At 39.5% G+C, this 20,904-nt stretch carries 25 protein-coding genes; 19 read left to right on the plus strand and 6 right to left on the minus strand.

From position 1 onward, the window contains the following. Positions 1-87 precede the first annotated feature (87 nt). The 4 genes from KQI58_RS20910 to KQI58_RS20925 form a co-directional block, all read right to left on the minus strand. On the minus strand, positions 88-609 hold the full coding sequence (locus KQI58_RS20910; RefSeq protein WP_216410880.1) for a hypothetical protein: 522 nt from the start codon (positions 607-609) through the stop codon (positions 88-90). Positions 610-654: 45 nt separating this feature from the next. Then, positions 655-1,044, minus strand: coding sequence for a hypothetical protein (locus tag KQI58_RS20915; protein WP_216410881.1), 390 nt, complete (start codon positions 1,042-1,044; stop codon positions 655-657). A 70-nt stretch (positions 1,045-1,114) separates the two neighbouring features. Next, complete coding sequence (locus KQI58_RS20920; protein ID WP_216410882.1) at positions 1,115-1,327, minus strand: DUF2922 family protein; 213 nt, start codon at positions 1,325-1,327, stop codon at positions 1,115-1,117. 17 nt (positions 1,328-1,344) lie between these two features. Next, positions 1,345-1,548 (minus strand): hypothetical protein, encoded by a 204-nt coding sequence (locus KQI58_RS20925; RefSeq protein WP_216410883.1) that lies wholly within the window; start codon positions 1,546-1,548, stop codon positions 1,345-1,347. 570 nt (positions 1,549-2,118) lie between these two features. On the opposite strand from KQI58_RS20925, the gene KQI58_RS20930 reads away from it, so the two are divergent. Further along, the gene (locus tag KQI58_RS20930; RefSeq protein WP_216410884.1) at positions 2,119-2,958 is read left to right on the plus strand and encodes a Cof-type HAD-IIB family hydrolase; all 840 of its coding nucleotides are present in this window, start codon (positions 2,119-2,121) and stop codon (positions 2,956-2,958) included. A gap of 86 nt (positions 2,959-3,044) precedes the next feature. Here the strand turns inward: KQI58_RS20930 and KQI58_RS20935 are convergent, their stop codons facing one another. Further along, on the minus strand, positions 3,045-3,446 hold the full coding sequence (locus KQI58_RS20935) for a type II toxin-antitoxin system death-on-curing family toxin (RefSeq protein WP_216410885.1): 402 nt from the start codon (positions 3,444-3,446) through the stop codon (positions 3,045-3,047). Beyond that, entirely contained in the window at positions 3,443-3,685 is a 243-nt protein-coding gene (locus KQI58_RS20940) for an addiction module antitoxin (RefSeq protein ID WP_216410886.1), read from the minus strand. The genes KQI58_RS20935 and KQI58_RS20940 overlap by 4 nt, the downstream gene beginning before the upstream one ends. 156 nt (positions 3,686-3,841) lie before the next feature. Between KQI58_RS20940 and KQI58_RS20945 the strand changes: the two genes are divergently transcribed. The 18 genes from KQI58_RS20945 to alsE all read left to right on the plus strand — a co-directional run bounded on the left by KQI58_RS20945 (position 3,842) and on the right by alsE (position 20,653). Next, entirely contained in the window at positions 3,842-4,093 is a 252-nt protein-coding gene (locus KQI58_RS20945; RefSeq protein ID WP_216410887.1) for a cytoplasmic protein, read from the plus strand. Between the two features lie 88 nt (positions 4,094-4,181). Continuing rightward, complete coding sequence (locus KQI58_RS20950; RefSeq protein WP_216410888.1) at positions 4,182-4,790, plus strand: hypothetical protein; 609 nt, start codon at positions 4,182-4,184, stop codon at positions 4,788-4,790. Between the two features lie 78 nt (positions 4,791-4,868). Further along, entirely contained in the window at positions 4,869-5,264 is a 396-nt protein-coding gene (locus KQI58_RS20955) for a VOC family protein (protein ID WP_216410889.1), read from the plus strand. Between the two features lie 321 nt (positions 5,265-5,585). Then, positions 5,586-7,502 carry a BglG family transcription antiterminator gene (locus KQI58_RS20960; RefSeq protein WP_216410890.1) on the plus strand — a complete coding sequence of 639 codons (1,917 nt, stop codon included), beginning with the start codon at positions 5,586-5,588 and terminating at the stop codon, positions 7,500-7,502. A gap of 1 nt (position 7,503) precedes the next feature. Beyond that, positions 7,504-7,977: a PTS sugar transporter subunit IIA gene (locus KQI58_RS20965; protein WP_437177560.1), complete on the plus strand. Its 474-nt coding sequence runs from the start codon at positions 7,504-7,506 to the stop codon at positions 7,975-7,977. Positions 7,978-8,024: 47 nt separating this feature from the next. Continuing rightward, the gene (locus KQI58_RS20970; RefSeq protein WP_216410892.1) at positions 8,025-8,360 is read left to right on the plus strand and encodes a PTS fructose transporter subunit IIB; all 336 of its coding nucleotides are present in this window, start codon (positions 8,025-8,027) and stop codon (positions 8,358-8,360) included. Further along, positions 8,357-9,451, plus strand: a complete 1,095-nt coding sequence (locus tag KQI58_RS20975) for a PTS fructose transporter subunit IIC (RefSeq protein ID WP_216410893.1) — start codon at positions 8,357-8,359, stop codon at positions 9,449-9,451. The genes KQI58_RS20970 and KQI58_RS20975 overlap by 4 nt, the downstream gene beginning before the upstream one ends. A 276-nt stretch (positions 9,452-9,727) precedes the next feature. Continuing rightward, positions 9,728-11,005: a class II D-tagatose-bisphosphate aldolase non-catalytic subunit gene (locus KQI58_RS20980; protein WP_216410894.1), complete on the plus strand. Its 1,278-nt coding sequence runs from the start codon at positions 9,728-9,730 to the stop codon at positions 11,003-11,005. Between the two features lie 129 nt (positions 11,006-11,134). Then, positions 11,135-11,848, plus strand: coding sequence for an HAD family hydrolase (locus KQI58_RS20985; protein WP_216410895.1), 714 nt, complete (start codon positions 11,135-11,137; stop codon positions 11,846-11,848). Between the two features lie 466 nt (positions 11,849-12,314). Then, entirely contained in the window at positions 12,315-14,837 is a 2,523-nt protein-coding gene (locus tag KQI58_RS20990) for a sigma-54-dependent transcriptional regulator (RefSeq protein ID WP_216410896.1), read from the plus strand. 185 nt (positions 14,838-15,022) lie between these two features. Continuing rightward, positions 15,023-15,439: a PTS sugar transporter subunit IIA gene (locus KQI58_RS20995; protein WP_216410897.1), complete on the plus strand. Its 417-nt coding sequence runs from the start codon at positions 15,023-15,025 to the stop codon at positions 15,437-15,439. A 2-nt stretch (positions 15,440-15,441) separates the two neighbouring features. Further along, the gene (locus tag KQI58_RS21000) at positions 15,442-15,918 is read left to right on the plus strand and encodes a PTS system mannose/fructose/N-acetylgalactosamine-transporter subunit IIB (protein WP_216410898.1); all 477 of its coding nucleotides are present in this window, start codon (positions 15,442-15,444) and stop codon (positions 15,916-15,918) included. A gap of 46 nt (positions 15,919-15,964) precedes the next feature. Continuing rightward, entirely contained in the window at positions 15,965-16,723 is a 759-nt protein-coding gene (locus KQI58_RS21005; RefSeq protein WP_216410899.1) for a PTS mannose/fructose/sorbose/N-acetylgalactosamine transporter subunit IIC, read from the plus strand. Next, entirely contained in the window at positions 16,724-17,551 is an 828-nt protein-coding gene (locus tag KQI58_RS21010; protein ID WP_216410900.1) for a PTS system mannose/fructose/sorbose family transporter subunit IID, read from the plus strand. It abuts the gene before it with no gap. Between the two features lie 17 nt (positions 17,552-17,568). After that, a complete protein-coding gene (locus KQI58_RS21015) occupies positions 17,569-18,621 on the plus strand; it encodes a galactitol-1-phosphate 5-dehydrogenase (RefSeq protein WP_216410901.1) in 1,053 nt (350 codons plus the stop codon). Beyond that, positions 18,605-19,159, plus strand: a complete 555-nt coding sequence (hxlB, locus tag KQI58_RS21020; protein ID WP_216410902.1) for a 6-phospho-3-hexuloisomerase — start codon at positions 18,605-18,607, stop codon at positions 19,157-19,159. Before KQI58_RS21015 ends, hxlB begins: the two co-directional genes overlap by 17 nt. A 50-nt stretch (positions 19,160-19,209) precedes the next feature. Continuing rightward, positions 19,210-19,953: an SDR family NAD(P)-dependent oxidoreductase gene (locus KQI58_RS21025; RefSeq protein WP_216410903.1), complete on the plus strand. Its 744-nt coding sequence runs from the start codon at positions 19,210-19,212 to the stop codon at positions 19,951-19,953. Positions 19,954-19,972: 19 nt separating this feature from the next. Continuing rightward, complete coding sequence (alsE, locus tag KQI58_RS21030) at positions 19,973-20,653, plus strand: D-allulose 6-phosphate 3-epimerase (RefSeq protein WP_216410904.1); 681 nt, start codon at positions 19,973-19,975, stop codon at positions 20,651-20,653. Positions 20,654-20,904 lie beyond the last annotated feature (251 nt).

Genomic DNA, 20,904 nt, shown 5'->3' on the forward strand with positions numbered 1-20,904 from the left:
CTCTTTGAACTCAGCCTGTGAAAACGCTTCATTAGGCTAGGCTTTTTTGAGTGCACCTTCTTTCAGTTCTTTAGGGTAGAAAACGTGTTACTTTACTCTTGACTTATTACCACTAGACTTGTTTCGACTCCTTCGTCTGAAAATCCGCTGGAACAGACCTCTATCTTCAGCTGCTTTTTTCGTTGTTTCTGTTGCTTGTGGTGCAGACTGCTCCGCTGATTGCACGGAAGCTAAGTGGTGCTCTATTGATACATTTTCAGGCTGCTCTTTTATAGAGACTTTGTCGGTAAGAACCACTGTTGGAAAGGTGGCTGGTTCCTGTTTGTCTGCTACGTTAAAAAAGCTGCCGGATTTATTAAATTGTTTCATTTCAGGCTCAGGATCGTGTTCCGGATCAAAAAGCAATTCCTCTTCATAAATGCGGACCTTTGCTGTGACAACAGAATCAAATAGTTTTACGCCGTCTTGTTCAAAAATGTCTAGTGTCGTTAATAGTTCGCAGGCTTCTTTGATTTCTGGTGCTGACAGATTTGGGTCTAAGCCTTTGTAGGTCCAGTCATGGGTGCCGCCGTTGCTTTTTCCAAATGTTGCGACTAAATCTTGGGACATTTTTTCATTTCCTTTCTCTCATTTTTTCTGCGTAGGGTATTCTTATCAGGTTTCGGTTGTTTCAGTTTCTTCAGGTCGGACAATTGAGATTAGTGAACGGACGACTGACAAGGTCTTTTGACCAAAGTTACGTAATGGAAATACTCTCAAGTTTAATTGTTTCCACTCGGATTCCATAAAATAATCCTCAAAGTAATAGAAAAATCGCTTCATGGTGCGAGTGGCCTTAGTATTCATAAACAGATAGCGGACGAGATCCTTTAGAATGTGGGCAAACTCCTGCGCACCTAGTTTGAATCTCACGCGTAAAGCTAAAATATATTTGATGGTCAAGCTGCTATTCTGTGTTTCTTGATACTGTTCCATGATGCGTTTTTCTAATGTTTCTGGTTTTAACGAAAATAGTTTTTGATGCGACAAAAGCTGCTCATTCATTTTTTCTCCTCCTGCTTTCTCTTTTTAAAGGAGAAGGGCGAGAGCTTCGCCACTCCTCCAAATCATTTTTCTAAAAAATAGTGATCTCGGTAATTTTGACATATTTCGCACTTTCAACCGTGTCGAATAAATCGGCACCGTCTTTATGAAATAGCTTTACCTTTGCTAAACGCTGCAACAAGTCTTTGACCTCAACCGCTGATTTATTTGGATCTGGATTGGTGAGGCTCCAGGTTTGACGTTTACCTAAGCTGGTTCTAAATACTGTGACAAGTTTAAACATGTATATTTTCCTCCTTATTATTTGGTATATCGTGATTGACTAGTTAAGATGACACCGTCTAGTGCGCTGCCTGCCGGTGAAAGTTCTGTCAGGATCGCTCCTAATTCCAGAACCGCCTCTTCGGTTGGTTCATCAATGACATTAGGAAAACTGACTTTTTTTGGCTTGTCTTCCCCTGAATCAATCTGTACCTGTAATTTGTTGCCAATTTTTTGGATCATTTTACTTCCCCCTTATTTCGATTTTTTGTTCCGGCCGGTGACTTAACGATAATGGTCAAACACAAACTTGGTCAAAACCGGCAAAATTACATTTGGGGGTCAAAATTGCACGTTTTTTGCTCCCTTTTCTTGAAGGAATCGTATAAGAAAGGGCTTTTGCTAAAAAAATACTCCGAAAAACGTGCAATTTTCAGGGGCAAATGCAATTTTGCCCGCTTTGACACATTTTATGTTTTAGGCATTGGAGAAGAAGGTTGAATTGATCGCTTTTACCTGCTAAAAAAATTTTGATTAAAATGTTCTCCTTTTATTCTGCTTAATATTTTCTTAATAATTAACCAATAAAAACTAACTGAAAAGATCAAAGGAAAGGTGATGATTATCTATTTTGTCGATAGATTGAGGAAGCCAAGAAAGTTTGAGAAAAGCTGGAATTAAAAAAATTTTCCAATTATAATGAGTAAATATCAGATGAACTGTGAAGTGTTGAACAGGTCGTTGCGAATGGAAGCTTAAAAATGGAGCCTAGTTAGAGCTTTCTAAGTAGGTTTTTTAGAATGGAGACGTGGAATGAGGAAGATCGTTTTTTTAGATATTGATGGAACATTGTGTAATGATAGTGGCGTCGTGCCCGCTAGTGCTGAGAACGCAATTAAGGAGGCGCATCAAAAGGGGCATCGCTTCTTTTTGTGTACGGGACGTTCAAAAGCGGAAATACCAGAAGAGGTCATGAGTTTGCCCATCAGCGGAATTATCGGAGCTGGCGGGGGCTACTGCGAGGTTGACGGAGAGGTGATTCTTCATCAAGTGTTTGATTCCGCGGAGTTAAGAAAACTTATCGGCTTCTTAGAAGGGCACGGGGTGGAATACTATCTTGAGTCCAATCAAGGCTTGTTTGCAAGTGCCAATTTGCGGAACCGTCTAATCAAGCTGACGTTGAATGGATTAGCGGAAAATTCAGTGGAAGGGCAAGAGAAAATAAACGGGATCAAATGGTTTTTGGATCTTTTGATTGAAGATCCAGCGCGCATCGACTACGAGGATGTCAACAAGCTATCCTTTGTCAATCATGCGATCCCCTATGAAACCATCCACACAAAATATAACGGAGATTTCCACATGCTGCGAAGCACTGTTCCTGCCTTTGGACCGGATAGCGGTGAGATCGGAATAAAAAATATCAATAAAAAGACCGCAATCGAAAAATTGCTGGCGCATATCGGACAGGACAAAGAAGCTTGCCTAGCTTTTGGCGATGGTGAGAACGACATTCCAATGTTTGAAGCAGTCGCAACCGGTATCGCCATGGCAAATGCCAGTGAGCGTCTAAAAGCAGTGGCTGATGTGATCACGTATAGCTCAGATGAAAACGGGATTGCTTATATGTTGGAGAAAATGGGACTTGTTTGATTGGTTCCTTATAATAAAAGACCGATTCTCAATGATGAGGAACGGTCTTTTTAGTGAAAATTTATTGGGAAATACATGCCGGAGTCTCAAGATAGGGTCGTTCGTACACCGATTATCTGTGAAACAGAATCTTTCAAGTTTTCAAAATCACTCGATTCATCAGTAGCGATGGATACGACGAGATCGATTCCTTCTTGTAGATCAAACTGAATTGAATAGTGCAGAAAAATATCCACTGCTATCATCGCTGTACGTTTAGTTGCATTATGAAAAGGATGTTTTTTAATAAGATTGATCATTAGGATGGCCGCTTTTTCCTCAATAGTTACATAAAATTCACGACCGAAAACGTGTTGAGCAGGTTGATTTACGGTCCTCTCTAAAGCATTTATGTCTTTGATTCCCAACTGCTCATCCGGTGAATAATTAACAATTTGAAATGCGTTGATTTTTGAAATATCTTCTGCCTTTAGATAGTTAATCGTCATCTATCTACCAGTTCTTTATAAAGTTCATCGTGCTTGTGAACGGACTTTGCAATCATCATTTCCAATTTTTTTTGATGCTCGTCCTTCACTTCTTTTTTTGCAAAAGCTTCCTTAAGCTTCTCTTCATCAACGTAAACAATATCTGATTCACTCGCTCCGATACTCTCCAAAAATTCTTTTGAGAGAGTAACGACTACTGAATTTCCTATTTTTCGAAGTTTTCTTTCTTGAATTGCCATCATAAGTACCACCTTTCGTATATGCCGTATATCATGACAGATGAAAGCCATTCATTGACTAATTGTTTTTAAGAGAAAGCTAGATAATAGGATTCACAACGCCTGTTCATCCATAGTAAGATAGAACTAAATCAATCGTAAAATTTAGGAGGAAAGATGGAAGAACGCTATCAAACTGCTCACAATTACTCAATGTATAATAAAAAACTGCTAGAAAAATCTGGTTTATGTGGTTGTTTCTATTGCTGCTTGCTTTTTCAATATGAAGGCATCAAGGAGTGGATTGATGGAACTCCCGATCCGACCGCATTATGTCCTAATTGCGGCATTGATTCGGTCATTCCGCGAAGTGAACACTACTCGTTATCGGTAGAATTTTTAGAAGAAATGCAAGCTGTTTGGTTTTGACTGGTAAATTAGCTACCTATTGCAAATTGAATGATCAAAGCAACAAACAGTATTGAGTTGTCAGTAGAGCGTGAAAATAGGAGGAATAATGACAGTAAAATTTGATTTTAAAAAGCAAAAGATCCGTGGCTGGAAGCGTCGTTTAAGGGATGTTGAGTATTGGGTAACGAACAACAAGGACCTTGATTTAGAGTGGTTAGAAGAAAGAAACATAAACTATTCAAAACTTTGGATTCACCCGTTTTTCTCTCTCAGAGAGTACACTCTACCAAATTGGTACAAGCGCCTATTGATTCAGGCATTGCTCGATGTTTATCATTCTTGGGAAACTGCTTTACAGGAAATTGATGAACCTTACTATTTGAAAATCTGGATTTTCAAAAAAGATTTTATGCAATCACAGGTAGTCGCCAGTTATCGTGATTCATTACATAATTACGATAACCTGTTTTCGGAAGTGAAGGAGGTCGCGACTTTACCATCAGAAATGAAAGTCGAGCCAGCTGACCAGTTGATCTGGAATCAAGGGATTTTCCTTGTACCTTGGTCAAAACAAGAAATGCTCGAGGACTTAGAGGCTGAGCTGATGACTTTAAAGGAAATCACTCAAATCATAGACTCTGCCTACTCGATCGAAGAAAATTCGGATGATACGTTTTATTATGTTGAAGACGATACGGTTTGGATTGGTGGATAGAGCTTATTTTTTAGAAGAACATCCGCAAGTTCCTACATGATATAATAATAAAAATGATGTATAGAGGAGGTATTTGCCATGGTGACACCTTATATCTTATTCGATAAGCAATGCGAAGAAGCGATGCAATTTTATGAAAAGGTCTTTTCTGGTGAAAAGAAGAACATCATGAAATACAATGATTACGTCCCAGATGGTGTGGAGGAAGATGTCAGTAATTACGTCCTGCATGGTGAGCTGGAGCTTTTTGGCACGCCGTTTACCTTTGCGGATGAAGTGGCTAAGCCGGTGGTTTCTGGTAACAATCTGCATTTGACGATCAATCCTCATGAGGTGAAGGATGCGACCAAGATGTTTGATGAGTTGAGAGAAGGTGGCGAGGTCTTTCTTCCGCCAACTGAAACCTTTTATAGTCCGTTTCATGCCTCGGTTATGGATAAGTTTGGTATCGTGTGGAATATCATCGTCGTCTAAATACAACTCATAAAAAAAGCTTCTCACTTCCGTCAGGTAATACCTGGCATAGTGGGAGGCTTTTTTGCTCGTGTACTGAAATCCGTATATACCTTGTCGTTTAGAATTGATACCCTTATATAGAAGAACTTATTAGCAGATTCATTTGCAAAATTTAAGTCTAGTTTTCTGCAACAAGTAGCTGAGATGTTGTAGCGACTTGTTGCAGGGAAATGTAATAGTCAATTTTAAAAAGCCCATCTATAATGAAGCCATGATCATGATAACGCTATCAAAAAGATTAAGGCCTTTATTCTAGATAGTAAGGAAGTGTTTTTCATCATGCTTACAAAAAGACAAAAAGAATTGTTGGAGTTGTTGGCGCAACAAAGTGACTTTCAAACAGTGGAGTATTTTGCAAGCAAACTGGGTGTTTCAAAGCGAACGACGCATAGCGAATTAGGGATCATTGAAGACTATCTCCAGAGCTCGGGAGAATATCTTGAGAAAAAGCGTGGCGTTGGTATCGCGTTAAAACGATTCAAGGAAGTCGGAGTGATCAAGGAGAAAAAAGAGGAAAGTGACGTTTACAATACCTTCAATCGACGAATAGAAATGATGAATATTCTACTGTTTGAGGAAAAGGTAGTCAGCTTTAATCATCTATCGGATCATTTTATGGTGAGCAAAACTTCTATTATTAAAGATTTTGAATTCATCATGAAAATTCTGAATGTTGGCTCGAAGATCAAATTATGCAGCGATATTCATGGAACGTCACTATTGGGAAGTGAAGAAGATACCCAAAAAGCGTTGTTGCAGTTTAATCGTTATTTACTAAATAACTCTGAACTGTATGACGAGGATTTTTCTGAAAAGATCAAATTACTGAATGCTTATTATGGTGAGAGCCTGATCAATGTTTGCTCAAATATTTTGTATACGTATATCCGTGAAAATGTGAACGCTATCTCCGATTATTATGTCCAGAATATCCTGAATATTTTTATTATCTTGGTTTTCAGAATTACCAAGGGGCATCATATTGAAGAGCTGAAAAAAAAGGATGCCAGTGAAACAACGATTTTCTTTGAAGAAAGTGCGGTTCGAATGCTGCATAAGGCGGCTTTGCGATTGGAGCTTACTTATACCAATGAGGATGTCCATTACTTATCACTACAGCTCATTTCAAATCGTTTTGAACCGTTACCGGAAGAAGAGATCGATGAAGCAATCGTTGAACGGCTGCTTTCAAGAGTATCCGCAGCGTTAAATATCAATTTTGCCAGTGACCAGAAGCTGGAAGAGCAATTGAAAAACCACATTCCACCAATGATCTATCGATTACGCTCAAACAATAAGACAGAAAATCCGTTTACTTCACAAATCAAGAATGAATTCTCTTTGACCTTCAATGTCATTTGGGTGGTCTTAAGTGAGTATGAGCGAGAATTAGGCATCAGCTTTAATGAGGATGAAATCGCGTTTTTAACGATGTATTTCCAAGCGGCGGTTGAACGGGCGCGAATGAATCGAAAGATCTTGATCGTCTGTCAAATGGGGATCGCGACTTCGGAGCTGTTGATCAATCGAATCAAGAATGTTTTGCCATCATTGGATACTTTTGAGGTGGCTTCGGTAGCGGAAATGGAGCAGATGGTGCTGAATGATTATGATTTGATCATTTCTACGATCAAAGTGGATATTCCAAAAAAAGAAGTCATTTTGGTCTCGCCATTTTTAACCAAAGAAGATATCGAACGAATCAAACAATCTGATCTTTTACCAAAGGCTGAAAATAACGTGTTGAAGCTTGTTCGAGCCCATCATCTGATGAAATTTGTCGATAGGGATTTTGTCTTTGTGAATACTGATTTTTCTTCTAAGGAAGAACTGATCGAACAAGTCGGCGAAGTCCTGATTGAAAATGGGTTTGTGACTCAACAATTTATTCAAACGGTCCAAGAGCGTGAAGAAATGGGCGGCACGGATCTTCCAACAGGAACGGCCGTACCCCATGGAAATTCAACCTGTGTCAACCAAACAATCATCGTTCTAGTCAAAAATAAAAAGAAATTCAAATGGAATAAGTACTATGTTGATCTGGTGTTTTTGATTTGTATTGCGAAGCAGGATACCTTCCAAACGCGGAATATTTTAGCCGATATTTATAACATCATCGATAGCAATGAACAATTAAAACAATTACGTGAGGCAACGACAAATGATGTGTTGTTTAGAAAACTCGGGAGTGAATAAGATGGAGAAAGTGCAGGAAAACAGCAAAGGTGTTATTACAACTGATTTAATTTTTTTAGATAGTGAATTAGACAATCAAGAAGAAGCAATCCAACACATCGTTGATACGGCAGAGTTTGTCGGGTACGTAGAAGATGCAGATACCTTGTTTCAAGCAGTGATGAAACGGGAGGCTGAAGTACCCACCGCGATCGGTTATGATATCGCGATTCCTCATGGAAAAACAGAAGCGGTATTGAAGCCCTTCATTGCATTTTTAAGAGTGAAGCAAGCGTTCCAATGGACGAAGGAAAATGAAGAAATGGTTCGTTTAGTCTTTCTGATCGGTGTGCCTCAAAACAGCGAAAGCAAGATGCATCTAAAATTTATTTCGCAATTAAGTAAGAAATTACTGGACGATGATTTTAGAGACAAATTATTGAACGAGACAGATAAGAATAAAATTTACGAACAATTGAGTTCGATCGAAATCTAAAAAATGGTAGACAGAATGAATAGAAAGACATTAAGGAGGAACACAAAATGAAAATAGTCGCAGTTACAGCGTGTCCGACAGGGATTGCGCATACTTATATGGCACAGGAAGCAATCGAAAAAGAATGCAAAAAACGCGGACATGAGGTCCAAGTAGAAACACAAGGCAGTATGGGAATTGAAAATGAGCTAGAACAAGAAGACATTGATCAAGCGGACGTATTGATCTTGGCGGTGGCCATCGATGTAGAAGATGGTGAACGTTTTGAAGAAAAAATCGATTCTGGTAAATCGTTGTCAGTGGAGCCAGGTGATATGATCAAATATCCTGCCAAGTACATTGATGAAGCAGAAAATTATAAAAAGGGAGACTTAAAAAAATGAAAAAAGAGAAAAAGTTCGTTAAAGACTTACAAAAAGCCTTTAATACTGGGGTTTCTTTCATGTTGCCATCAGTCGTTGTTGGAGGTATCTTCTTAGCCGTCGCTTTAGCTACCGGTAAGGCGACTGATGCTGGGATGGAAATCACTAGTCCCTTTATGCAAAATCTGAATGATTTGGGTGCGGCAGGTTTTGCGATGATGATTCCTTTGCTTTCAGGTTATATCGCGAACTCATTAGCAGGTAAACCAGGTTTAGTACCGGGGATGATCTTAGGTTTTGTTGCGAATAATCCGATCGGTGCTGGGCAAGTTAAGACAGGTTTTCTTGGCGCGATGATCATGGGCGTGGCCGCTGGTTACTTTGTTCGCTGGTGTAAAACCTGGAAGGTGCCGTCGACGATCAAAACGATCATGCCGATTCTGATTGTTCCGGTAGTGACGACCTTTGTATTGGGCATGTTCTATATTTATGTTATCTCCGTGCCAATCGGGGTAGCGATGGATTGGTTAGTTGAAGTTCTTGGCAAAATGCAAGGCGGCAGTGCTCTTATTTTAGGCTTGATTTTAGGTGCCATGACGGCAGTCGATATGGGTGGACCGATCAATAAAACAGCGACCGCATTTACATTAGCTTTGATGGCCGAAGGAGTCTACGGACCAAATGGCGCGCATCGTATCGCTTGTGCGATCCCGCCATTAGCAATGGCAATTTCGACATTTATCGACCGGAAAAAATATACCGCTGAAGACAAAGACTTGGGAATTTCGGCATTCTTCATGTCCCTGATCGGTATCACAGAAGGCGCGATTCCATTTGCGGCAAAAGATATCAAACGGGTCCTGCCAGCAATTATTATCGGAAGTGCAGTTGGCGGTGCGATGGGTATGGCGACTGGTGTAGAAGCGTTAGTTCCTCATGGCGGATTTATTATCTTGCCGGTCGTGAACGGTAAATTGTGGTATGCACTTTCCATCATCGTTGGCGCAGTGATCTCAGCAGGGATTCTGCATTTCACGAAACCAAGCTTAGTCGATGAAAAAAGTCAGGAAAAAAAGCCTGATACAACTGAACAGGCGGAAGTAGCGAAGTAAAAAAATGCGTTTATAATGAAGCGATAAAGCAAGATGGATTTTAACATCCTCTTGCTTTTTTAATGTAAATATCATTATAAAAATAACAGATAAATAGAATATATAGCTCTAATCAATTGCAACAAGTTCCAAGCGATTCTGCAACAAGTCACGGCGCTGATGCATTGACTTGTTGCAAACAAATGTAATATTCACGCCTAGATTTCCGCCTTATACTTTAAATGTGATAAGAAACATGGACTCAAATTTAATTACACGAAATGGAGATGTCAAGGAATGGAAAAGCTACCGATTAAAACAGTCGTAGAAGGGTTACTTGATTTACAGGCAACAGGGGAAAGTGCTACTTTACTAGGAATTGGACCGATGTCAAAAAACTGTGTCCAAGCGACGCTGGAGCTATCAAAAGATGATGATTATCCTGTCATGTTTATTGCCAGCCGTAATCAAGTGGATGCAGATGAATTGGGCGGCGGCTATGTAAATGGTTGGAATCAATTTACCTTTGCTAAAGCGGTGGAAGAAGTCGCGGCAGAAATCAACTATGACAATCTATGCTACTTATGTCGAGATCATGGCGGACCTTGGCAGCGTGATAAAGAACGCAACGATCATTTACCAACTGAAAAAGCGATGGAACTTGGGAAGAAATCGTATGTTGCCGATATTGAAGCCGGCTTTGATTTATTGATGATCGATCCAACTAAAGATCCCTTCGAAGTTGGGAAAGTGATCCCATTAGATACTGTATTGGAACGGACAGTGGATTTGATTGAATTTTGTGAACAAGAACGTAAAGCGCGAAATTTACCAGAGATCGGTTATGAAGTCGGAACCGAAGAAACCAATGGCGGCTTAACTTCAACGGAAACCTACGAAACATTTATTCTTAAATTGAAGGAAGAGTTAGAAAAACGTGGCTTGCCAATGCCGACCTTCATCGTTGGACAAACAGGAACGTTAACACGTAAAACCGAACAAGTTGGGACCTTCAACTTTAAAAACGCTTATGATTTAGCTCAAATGGCTAAGAAATACGGAGTTGGGTTGAAGGAACACAATGGCGATTACTTAGATGATGTGACACTGCTAGAGCATATTCCTTCAGCAATCACTGCGACAAATGTGGCGCCACAATACGGTACGGAAGAAACTCGGGCGTACTTGAATCTGGCGTCAGTCGAAGCAAAATTAGTGGAGTATGGTTTAGTCAAGGACGCTTCAAACACACGGGATGTTTTATTAAAACACGCGATCAAGAGCGAACGTTGGAGAAAATGGATGGTTGGCGAACAGAAAGAATTAACCGTTGATCAAATCATGGAACAAAATGATGCTGAGCTTCAGGCTGAAATTTTAGATATTGCTGGTCACTATACCTTCAATGATGATGAAGTAAAAGCCGAAATCGAAAAATTGTACACGAATTTGAAGGCGCATAATATCGATGGCCAACGCTATGTGGTCGATCATATCAAACGTCCGATCCGTGACTATGCGGAGTGCTACAACCTTAATGGTGTTACAACACGTATTAAGAATCTTGCCAAATAGACCGACGCTTAGGCGAGCAAAAATAATAGCATTATTGGATAAATAGGAAAGCCTAGAATGAACCGGAACGAGCACGATTTATGAGTGTTTCGTTCCGGTTTTTTAGTGGACAAGTAAGGAGAAGTTAAAGTGACGGCAATAATTTTTGATATTGATGATACATTATATGATCAGTTAGCTCCTTTTAAGCAAGCCTTTGAGAAGCATTTTTATTCCCCCGGTATTCCAATCGAAGAACTTTTTAAATTGAGTCGTATGTACAGCGATGAAGTTTTTGAGGAGTCAGAAAATGGCTCGATGACTCATACCGACATGCACATCTATCGCATTCGAAGAGCGTTAGAACACTTTGATCAATCCATTACGGATCAACAAGCAACAGACTTCCAGCTGGATTATCAAACAAATCAAAACAATATCCAGCTCTTACCTGAAATACGAGAAGCCCTCGACCTATGCGTCAAGCATGACATTCAGTTGGGAATTATTACCAATGGTCCGACAGACCATCAATTAAAAAAAGTCAACACGTTACAGTTACACCAGTGGATACCAGCCGAGAGGATAGTAGTTTCTGGCGAGTTAGGCTATTCAAAACCCAATTTAAAAATATTTCAACATGCTGAAACGATCATGGGATTAGATAAGAATAACACCTATTATGTGGGCGACTCTTTTGCTAATGATGTTGTTGGCGCTAAAAATGCCGGCTGGAAAACAGTCTGGATAAATCGGAGAAAACACGATAGTTCTGGGTACGATGTATCGCCGGATTATACAGTTGATGAGAATAGGGCGATGAAGCAGATTATTTGTTCGGTTATATCAAGTGGAAATCTTTAAATACCCTCCAATTAAAGGAGTAAAGAGAGTAAATTCAACAATATCAATTGTCAATTTTGCTCTCTTTTTGATTTCTAATCTAACATCCTTATTCAATTTTTAGTTTAGGTAGTTGTTCAATGTGTTCTTTTATCGGTGAGAAACCACCATTGCTTGATAAACTAACATGTGACATTGTTCATGCAAGATTGAACCATTTACTCTCAATACCACCTATTAAAATTTGGTATAGATTGCAATTGTCTATCTTTTTCGATGATTTATGATAATCACACAAGGGTTAGATGTTGCAACTGCACAAAAATTCCATTTTAATAATTTTAGATTTTTTACTTTAAAATACGAACCCCGTTATATGATATTACAAAAAAACAATCATCCATTCATACGGTTGATTGTTTTTTTCTGTATTGAAAGCGTTTCTTAATCTGTGTACAATGTCACTAAACAAAAGGAGGTAGGGGGAATGGGGAGAAAAGATAGTATTTTTACTTTCTTATGCAAGCAAACAGAGGACTTTATTTCCGGTGAGCAGTCACCGAAACTAGATTCAACTAGTATCTCTGAGGAAATTGAAATAGCACGCTATAATGTAAGTCGTGATCTGAATCGATTAGCGGAAGAAGGAAAAGTATTAAAGCTTTCGGGGCGTCCAGTATGCTTTCTTGCGAAGGAAATAATCGAACAGCATATCGGAAATGGATTGAAATCGGATACTGAATGGACGCTTGATGACTTAAGAAAGCTATTGGAAGAAGACTCTAAAGATAGTCTGAATGATTTTCCTTTTACGGAGCTGATCGGGTACGATGGGTCTTTGGAAAATGCGGTTAGGCAGGCCAAAGCAGCGTTACTGTATCCACCGTTTGGCTTACATTCATTATTAACAGGTCCATCTGGTTCTGGGAAAACAACGTTTGCTCGCTTTATGTATCAATATGCGAAGCATGCGGGAAAACTACAAGAGGATTCTCCTTATGTGGTTTTCAATTGTGCAGATTATTCAAATAATCAGCATTTACTATTAGATCATCTGTTTGGTCATGTAAAACATGCCTTTACAGGTGCAGAGTCAGATAAGGACGGACTAATCGCAACAGCCAACAATGGGATTCTTTTTCTAGATGAAATCCATCGTCTACCACCAGAAGGTCAAGAAATGTTGTTTTCGATCATGGATCGAGGAGAGTACTATCGTTTGGGAGAGTCGTCTAATCCTCGCAAGGTTCGTGTATTAATCATTGGCGCTACTACAGAGGAGATTGAAGGTAATATTTTATCTACATTCTTAAGACGTATTCCTTTAAAAATTTCTATGCCTAGTGTAAAAGAACGGGGATTGGCTGAAAAAATTAAGTTGATTTATTTTTGCTTTAAGCAAGAAGCGAAGAAAATTGAACGTAAATTGCAGGTCAATGAAGACGTCATTCGTTTCTTCCTGCAATATGATCCAGTTGGAAATATCGGACAAATGAAAAATGATATTCAATTGTTGTGTGCCAATGCCCTGGTCGATAGTATTTCCAATAATTCTACTCTGATTCAAGTAAAGCTGTCCCATCTTTCGACGTATTTGATTGATCAATTTTATTACGCGCACTCTCCCGAAATTAATGGTGAGCTGCGAGAAAAATTGAAATTGCTGCAAATCGATGAATTTGTCTTCACACCTGAAGAAGAGCGAGATTACGATCCGTTTCTTTTAGTGGACGAGGAGGAAAGTGTTTCTCATGATGTGTTAGAAACCTATCATAAGTATTTAGATGGCAAGGGCTCTTTGTCACCGTTAAAGTCAATCATTCATGGAAAAGCACAGGAATTGGCAGAAAAACAAGGAAATCAGCAACAGGCCATCTTTAAAATTGTTTCTCGTAAGAATTATGAAGTCACGGTCAATATTTTAAAAAGAATCGCTTCGAGAGAACGTTATCACTTAGAAGAGAGTAACATCAAAAGTCTAGCGTTGCATTTAGATACCTTGATTGAAAAGATTACAGAAGGCTATTCTTTTAGAGATAATTCCTTTTTAGAACACAAACGACCTAATGAGTTGGCAATGGAAAAAGAAATTGGTGTAGCGGAACAGATCTGCCGCGAAATTTCTAATCAACTTGAAGTTCAGTTGCCAGAGAGTGAAAAGTACTTTATCTCGTTGTATTTGAAGGCAATGAATGAAAAGTACACTGAGAAAAAAATCGGAGTTTTGATTTTGATGCACGGAACAAGTGCAGCTACTGATTTAGCCAATACGGCCAATCAATTACTGAATGTTGATCATGCAGTCGGATTGAATATGCCTTTGTCTCAATCGGTTGGCGATACGCTGGAAAAAGCCACCGAATTGATCCAAAAAGTCGATCAAGGAAAAGGCGTCGTGATTCTGAGTGACATGGGTTCGCTGAACATGTTTGGCGATATCATCACCAAAAAGACCGGAATTCCAACGAAGACGATTAAAATGGTGACGACTCCAATGGTCATCGAAGCAACTAGAAAATCATTGTTGCCGAAAATGTCGATCACCGAGCTTTCGGAAGATATTGTTGAGCAAAGTGCCTACATTGGGAATAGTGTAGAAGACTTTCAAGTAAAGACAATGGAAGAAAAAGGCACGGTGTTTACAGATGATCGTCGCAGTAAAATCATTTGTATCTTAGAAGAGAGCCTGATCTTCTTAGATGGTGCCACCATTTATGATCTGTTGGAGATCGAAGCGAAAAAGATTGCCGCAGCTTTCCAGATTGAGCATTTCGAAGATTTTTGGATTAAGTTTCTTTTCCATACCAGTAATATGATCGAACGGGCGATTCGTAAGGAACAATTTTTGCGAGAAGATACGGCTGTGATTGTTGAAAATAATTGTGAGTTGTATCAATATCTTAAAGATCTACTAACACCTATCGAAAATCGTTATGCAATTGTTATCGAGGATAGTGAAATTAGCTATTTAATGGAATTGATCGAAGTAAATACAGATTTAGTTTACTAACCGACACACTGTATGAAAGAATAGCAGCACACTATTTTTCATTTAACAGCACACTAACAAAATAAGTTGTTCATTCGAAAGCATTAAATACGTTTTGTCGTTGAAACGTTGATTTAATGCTTTCTTTTTGTCTGTTCATAAAGTTGGCACGTTTATTGCTCTATAAAAAGTGAGGAGGTGAAAGGATGATCGGTGTATTAATACTAACTCATGGGGAACTTGCTGCTGGTTATCTTTCAGCATTGAGGTTAATTACTGGAGAAGCGGAAAATATCGATACATTAGGTTTGTATCATGAAACAAGTATTGAAGACTATAAAGAAGAGGTCGCTGCCAAAATGCTGAAAATGGATCAAGGGGAAGGGGTCATCGTTTTTTGCGATATCTTTGGCGCAAGTCCCTACAACGTAACCGCTCAAAATTATCAAGTATTAAAAGACAAGGTAAACTATCGTTCAATTACCGGTGTAAATCTACCAATGGTGATTGAAGCGGTATGCAGCAGAGAAACAATGGAGTTAAACGAATTAGCAAAATATATTCAAACAGTTGGAAAAGATGGCATCAAGGAACTATTTGAAAATTATGGGAAGGATGAATAAAAATGAGTGAGATCGTATTAACTAGAATCGATGATCGCCTAATCCATGGACAAGTAATGACGGCGTGGGTTAAGAAAACGCGAGCGAATCAAATTTTGATTATTGATGATGAAGTCGCAAAAGATGATTTTATGAGTGAGATTTTGAAAATGTCGGCGCCTGCTGGAATCGATATCGTGGTAAAAGGATTAGAGGATGCGGTAACTTTTTTAAATGCGCAAGAAAAAGAAAATAAACGGTTGATTATTTTAGTAAAGGCTCCGGTCACTATCGACACGATCGTAGAAAAAGGAATCGCGATCGACAAGTTAGTGGTTGGTGGAATGGGGGCAAAAGCGAACCGCCGAGTGTTGTACAAGAATATTTCAGCCTCCGATGAAGAGCGCGCCACATTCAAAAAATTGATTGATCGTGGCATTCCTGTTGTGATTCATATTATCCCGGATCAAAAGGAAACGGATCTTTCAAAATATCTATAAAAGTAAGGGGCTATAAATAGTTTCAATAGAAAAAGGAGGAAGAAAAATGCTTTTATCTGCAATTTTAGTTGCAATTATTTCAACGGTTTGTAATTGGTGGCCGAGTCATTTGATTACTCGCTCATGGCTTTATCCGATTTGGTCAGGGTTTTTAGTGGCACTAGCAATGGGAGAGCCGATGATCGGGATGCAAGCGGCAGCTTATATCAACTTGGCTTATCTAGGGTGGATCACCGCAGGGGGAACCATGCCGGGGAACTTGCTAGTCGCAGCAGTATTTGGCACGGCGATGACGATTTTATCAGGAGCAGATCCAAGTTTAGCGGTAACCTTTGCGGTACCATTCAGTTTGTTCGGAATTTTAACCTTCCAATTAACAATGTCCATCAATGCTCTTTGGGTCCACAGAGCAGAAAAATTCTTAGACAATGGAAATATTCGTGCAATGCGTATGATGAATTATGTTCCATCAGGGATTTTAAATTTCCTTGTGACAGGGGTTCCGGCATTTATCCTCGTCTATTTCGGGGCAGAGCCTATGAAGAATTTACTAAATATGATTCCGGATTCTTTTGTTGATGCGATGCAAGTGGTCGGAGCGATCATGCCTGCATTAGGAATTGCGATGTTGATCAGCTTTATGGGAAATAAAAAGATTATGCCATTCTTCTTCTTTGGTTTCATTCTGGCAGTCTACTTGAAATTGGATGTCATGGCAGTCACAGCCGTTGCTGCAATCATGGGCTTTGTGTTCTATAATACTGGATTTCTTGATATGAAACCTGCTGGAAAGGAGCAATCATAAATGGAAGTAAAATTAACGAGAAAAGAGCTATTAAAAAATTGGGCGCTGACCTATTCAAGTGAGACAGCGTATAACTATGAACGTCTACAAGCTTTAGGCCAAGCAAACGCAATGGTTCCAGTCATTCGGAAGCTTTATCCAGAAGACAAAGAACGTCAAGTACAAGAATTAAAAAAATATTTTGTCTTTTATAACACGGAACCTTCTTTCATCGGAACGATGATTCCGGGAGTTGCTGCAGCAATGGAAGAGCAACGTGCCAATGGTGCTGAGGATATTACAGATGAAACGATTAACTCTTTACGTACAGGTTTGATGGGGCCGATCGCAGGGATTGGGGATACCGTCAGTCAAGGGATCGTTTATCCGATCTTGGCAGGTATCGCGTGTTCATTAGCCATTGATGGTAGCTATGTCGGACCGATCTTTTTTGAAATCGCCTACAAGATTTGCTTGATCGGCTTTGGCTGGAATATGTATCGTTTGGGTTACCAAAAGGGGAAATCCTTTATTTTAACAATGCTTCGTGAAGGAACCATTGCTCGTTTGACAGAGATTTTCAGTATGGTTGGTTTGATGGTTGTTGGTTGTATGACGGCTTCCCGAGTAAATATTGAGATTCCAATGATTTTGAATATTAAGGGAGTCAAGCTTGGGATTCAGGAACAGGTGATTGATGCGCTGATGCCGGGTTTAGTCCCCTTAGCGATCACAATGCTGGTTTATTGGTTAGTACGTAAAAAGGTAAATATCAATTTAATCATTCTGATTATCTTTGTTTTAGGAATTTCATTATCCTATCTAGGTATCTTAGGAATTCCGAAATAAATGGGAGGAAATAATGCATGAAAGCAGTCGATTTAAAAGCAATTAATCAATTGGAATTAGTAGAAAAAGAAAAGCCTGTGCCTAAAAAAGGAGAAGTATTGATCCATGTTATGGCCTGCGGTATCTGCGGCTCGGATATTCCACGGGTTTATGTAACAGGCTCATACCATTTTCCGACTGTATTGGGGCATGAGTTTTCGGGAGAAATCGTAGAAGTCGCTGATGATGTCAGTTCAGACTACTTAGGCAAAAAAGCCGCCGTTTTTCCACTCTTACCTTGTAATGAGTGTGAGTATTGTCAATCGGGCTATTATGCCCAATGTAAAAATTACAATTATTTTGGCTCGAGAACAGATGGCGGATTTGAAGAATACTTAGCGGTTCCCTTGTTCAATCTGGTTCTTTTAGAGGATCAAGTGAGCTATGAGGAAGGGGCGATGGTCGAACCAGCTACTGTGGCTCAGCACGTCATTAATAAAGCCGAATTAACTATTGGCGATAACGTGGTCATTTATGGTGCAGGTCCGATTGGTGTCATGGTTGCGCAATGGGCTCAAATCAATGGTGCGGGGAAGGTTTTATTGATTGATATTGACCCTACTAAAGTTGCTTTCGCCCGAGAATTAGGCTTTGAATATGTCTGCAATAGTCAGGAAAAAGAGGCTGAAAGCTTTATTTTAGAAACTTTAGGCGGAAAATTGGCGGATGTTGCGATCGAGGCCACCGGTTCTAGCGGGGCTTTTGACCAATGTGCGCAATCCATTCGAACCTTTGGACGAGTGGTCTTGTTGGGAAATCCTCATTCGGATATGGTCCTTAAGCAGAAAACGTACGACCAATTTATGCGAAAAGAAGGCACGATCGTCGGAATGTTCAACAGTGTCTATGAACATTTTCCTAAAAATGAATGGCAAGTGACTGCTCAAGCAATCGCTAATAAGCAGTTAAATTTGAAACCGTTAGTGACCCATAAAGTTCCAATCGAAGAGCTGATTGGAGCATTTGACATGATTCATGAGAAAAAAGAATTTTACAATAAGGTGTTGATGGTTAATGAAAAATTATTATGAGAACAGTCAAGCAGTAATGGAAGAATTGGATCATTTATTAGAAAAAGTTTCCAGTGAAGAGATCGATCAATATGTAAAAGCCTTATTGGAAGCTCGCGATGTCTTTTTTATCGGTGTTGGCCGAGTGCGTTTGTCATTAGAGGCGGCGGTTAAGAGACTGACGCATCTGGAAATCAGCTGCCACATGGTTGGTGATCTAAATGAACCGCCGATTACTGAAAAGGATCTTTTAGTTGTGGGCAGCGGCTCAGGGGAATCAGTGATACCTTTGGAAATTGCCAAAAAAGCGAAATCGTATGGTGCAACAGTCGTACACTTGACCTCCAACCCAGATAGTTCGATTGCAAAATTGGCTGATCACATTGTCAAATTTGATAGTCCTTCGAAAAGCAATCAAACCTTTACCTCGATTCAACCGATGACAACGGTGTTTGAACAAGGATTGCTGATCTTCCATGATGTATTAGCTTTACGTTTGATGAATGAAAAGCAGATGACTATGGATGATCTGAAAAGTCATCACGCGAATTTAGAATAGCGATCAGTTCTGATTTTTACAGTTAGAGCAATCCCAAAGGAGCTAAAGAAATGAGTAAGGAAAAGAAAGTTGCTTTTATTACGGGGGCCGCTGGTGGTTTAGGTACAGCGGTAGTCAAAAAATTACTAAACAAGAATTTCATCGTTTTGGTCAATGATAACAATCAAGAGAATGTTCAAGCGCTACTGGATCAGTTCCAAGGAGAAGAAATTCATGCATTCTGCTTTGATGCAACAGAAGAAGCTGCTTGGGAGAAAGCAGTTACTGAAATCAAAGAGAAATTTGGTAAAGTAGACGTGCTATTCAATAATGCCGGCATCTTCAAAATCGAAACGATTGAAGAAACCAGTGTAGAGCTATGGAAGAAAACGATGGACGTCAATGCATTGAGTATTTTTTTAGGGATCAAGTCGATGTCTCCATTACTGGGCGAAGGCAGCAGTATCATTAATACCAGTTCGATCGCGTCATTTTTAGGATCAAAGAATCGAATTGCTTATGCAGCTTCAAAGGGGGCCGTTTCTGCTTTGACTAAAGCGGTGGCCATCGAATTTGCCCCTCGCGGCATTCGAGCAAACTCTGTTCATCCGGCCTACATCAAAACTCAGATGGCCGAACATGCGGCAGAGGCTACGGAACGAACGATGGAAGAAATGGGCAGTCGAATTCCTTTGTATCAGCGGATTAGTACCGCCGATGAAGTAGCAGATGTGGTCGTTTTTCTGGCATCAGATGCTTCACGCTTTATGACCGGCTCTGAAGTGGTTGTTGATGGAGGACAATCGGTTAATTAACAGGAAAGAGGATCAAAAAATGGTAAAGATATCTCCTTCGCTGATGTGTATGGATATCAGCAAATTTGAAGAACAGATCAATTGTTTGAACCAAAACGTTGATTACTATCATATCGATATTATGGATGGACATTACGTCAATAATATGACTTTGTCTCCGTGGTTCATTGAACAGCTTAAGGGTCACACCGAGCTCCCTCTGGATGCGCATTTGATGGTAACAAATCCGATTAAATATGTGGATCAATTGCTGGATTTAGGAGTAGAAGTGATTAGCATTCATGCAGAATATTTGAACGGACATGCGTTCCGATTAAGTGAAACAATCAAACGGCAAGGAAAGAAAATGGGGGTCGTTTTGAATCCTGAAACTCCGTTGACGATCATTAACGATTATCTTCATTTGATTGATATTGTGACAGTAATGACGGTGGACCCTGGATTTGCCGGACAGACATTCATCTCAGAAAGCTTAGACAAAGTACGAAAATTGAAAACTTATCGCGAAGAACATCAATTGGTGTTTGAGATTCAAATTGATGGGTCCTGTAATGAAAAAACGTATCATACTATGATTGGGGCTGGAGCAGATATTTTGATTGTAGGTTCAAGTGGGCTATTTAAATTAGATGGCTCAATTGAAAAATCGGTGGAATTAATGCAGGAACATCTTGCAACGGCTGCTCAAATAAAAAGTTAAGTGAGTGAAAAGTATAATTTGAATTGCGGAGAACGACGTACTAAACGTTCTCCGCTTTACACATTTAAAATATTAATGTTTTTTCTGTTTTCTTGACCTAATACGTTCACTTATGTTTGTGGCAAGATAAAGGTGGTTCTTTCCAGCGTTAGTTGAAAATCCGCTTTTTTCTCATCCATTCTAATTGAATGGTCTTTTTCCTTAACGTTTCAAAGCTACAACGACCATACATGATTCTTTTGATGACTTTC

Source organism: Enterococcus raffinosus (genome assembly GCF_018917525.1).
GTDB classification, from domain to species: domain Bacteria; phylum Bacillota; class Bacilli; order Lactobacillales; family Enterococcaceae; genus Enterococcus_A; species Enterococcus_A raffinosus_A.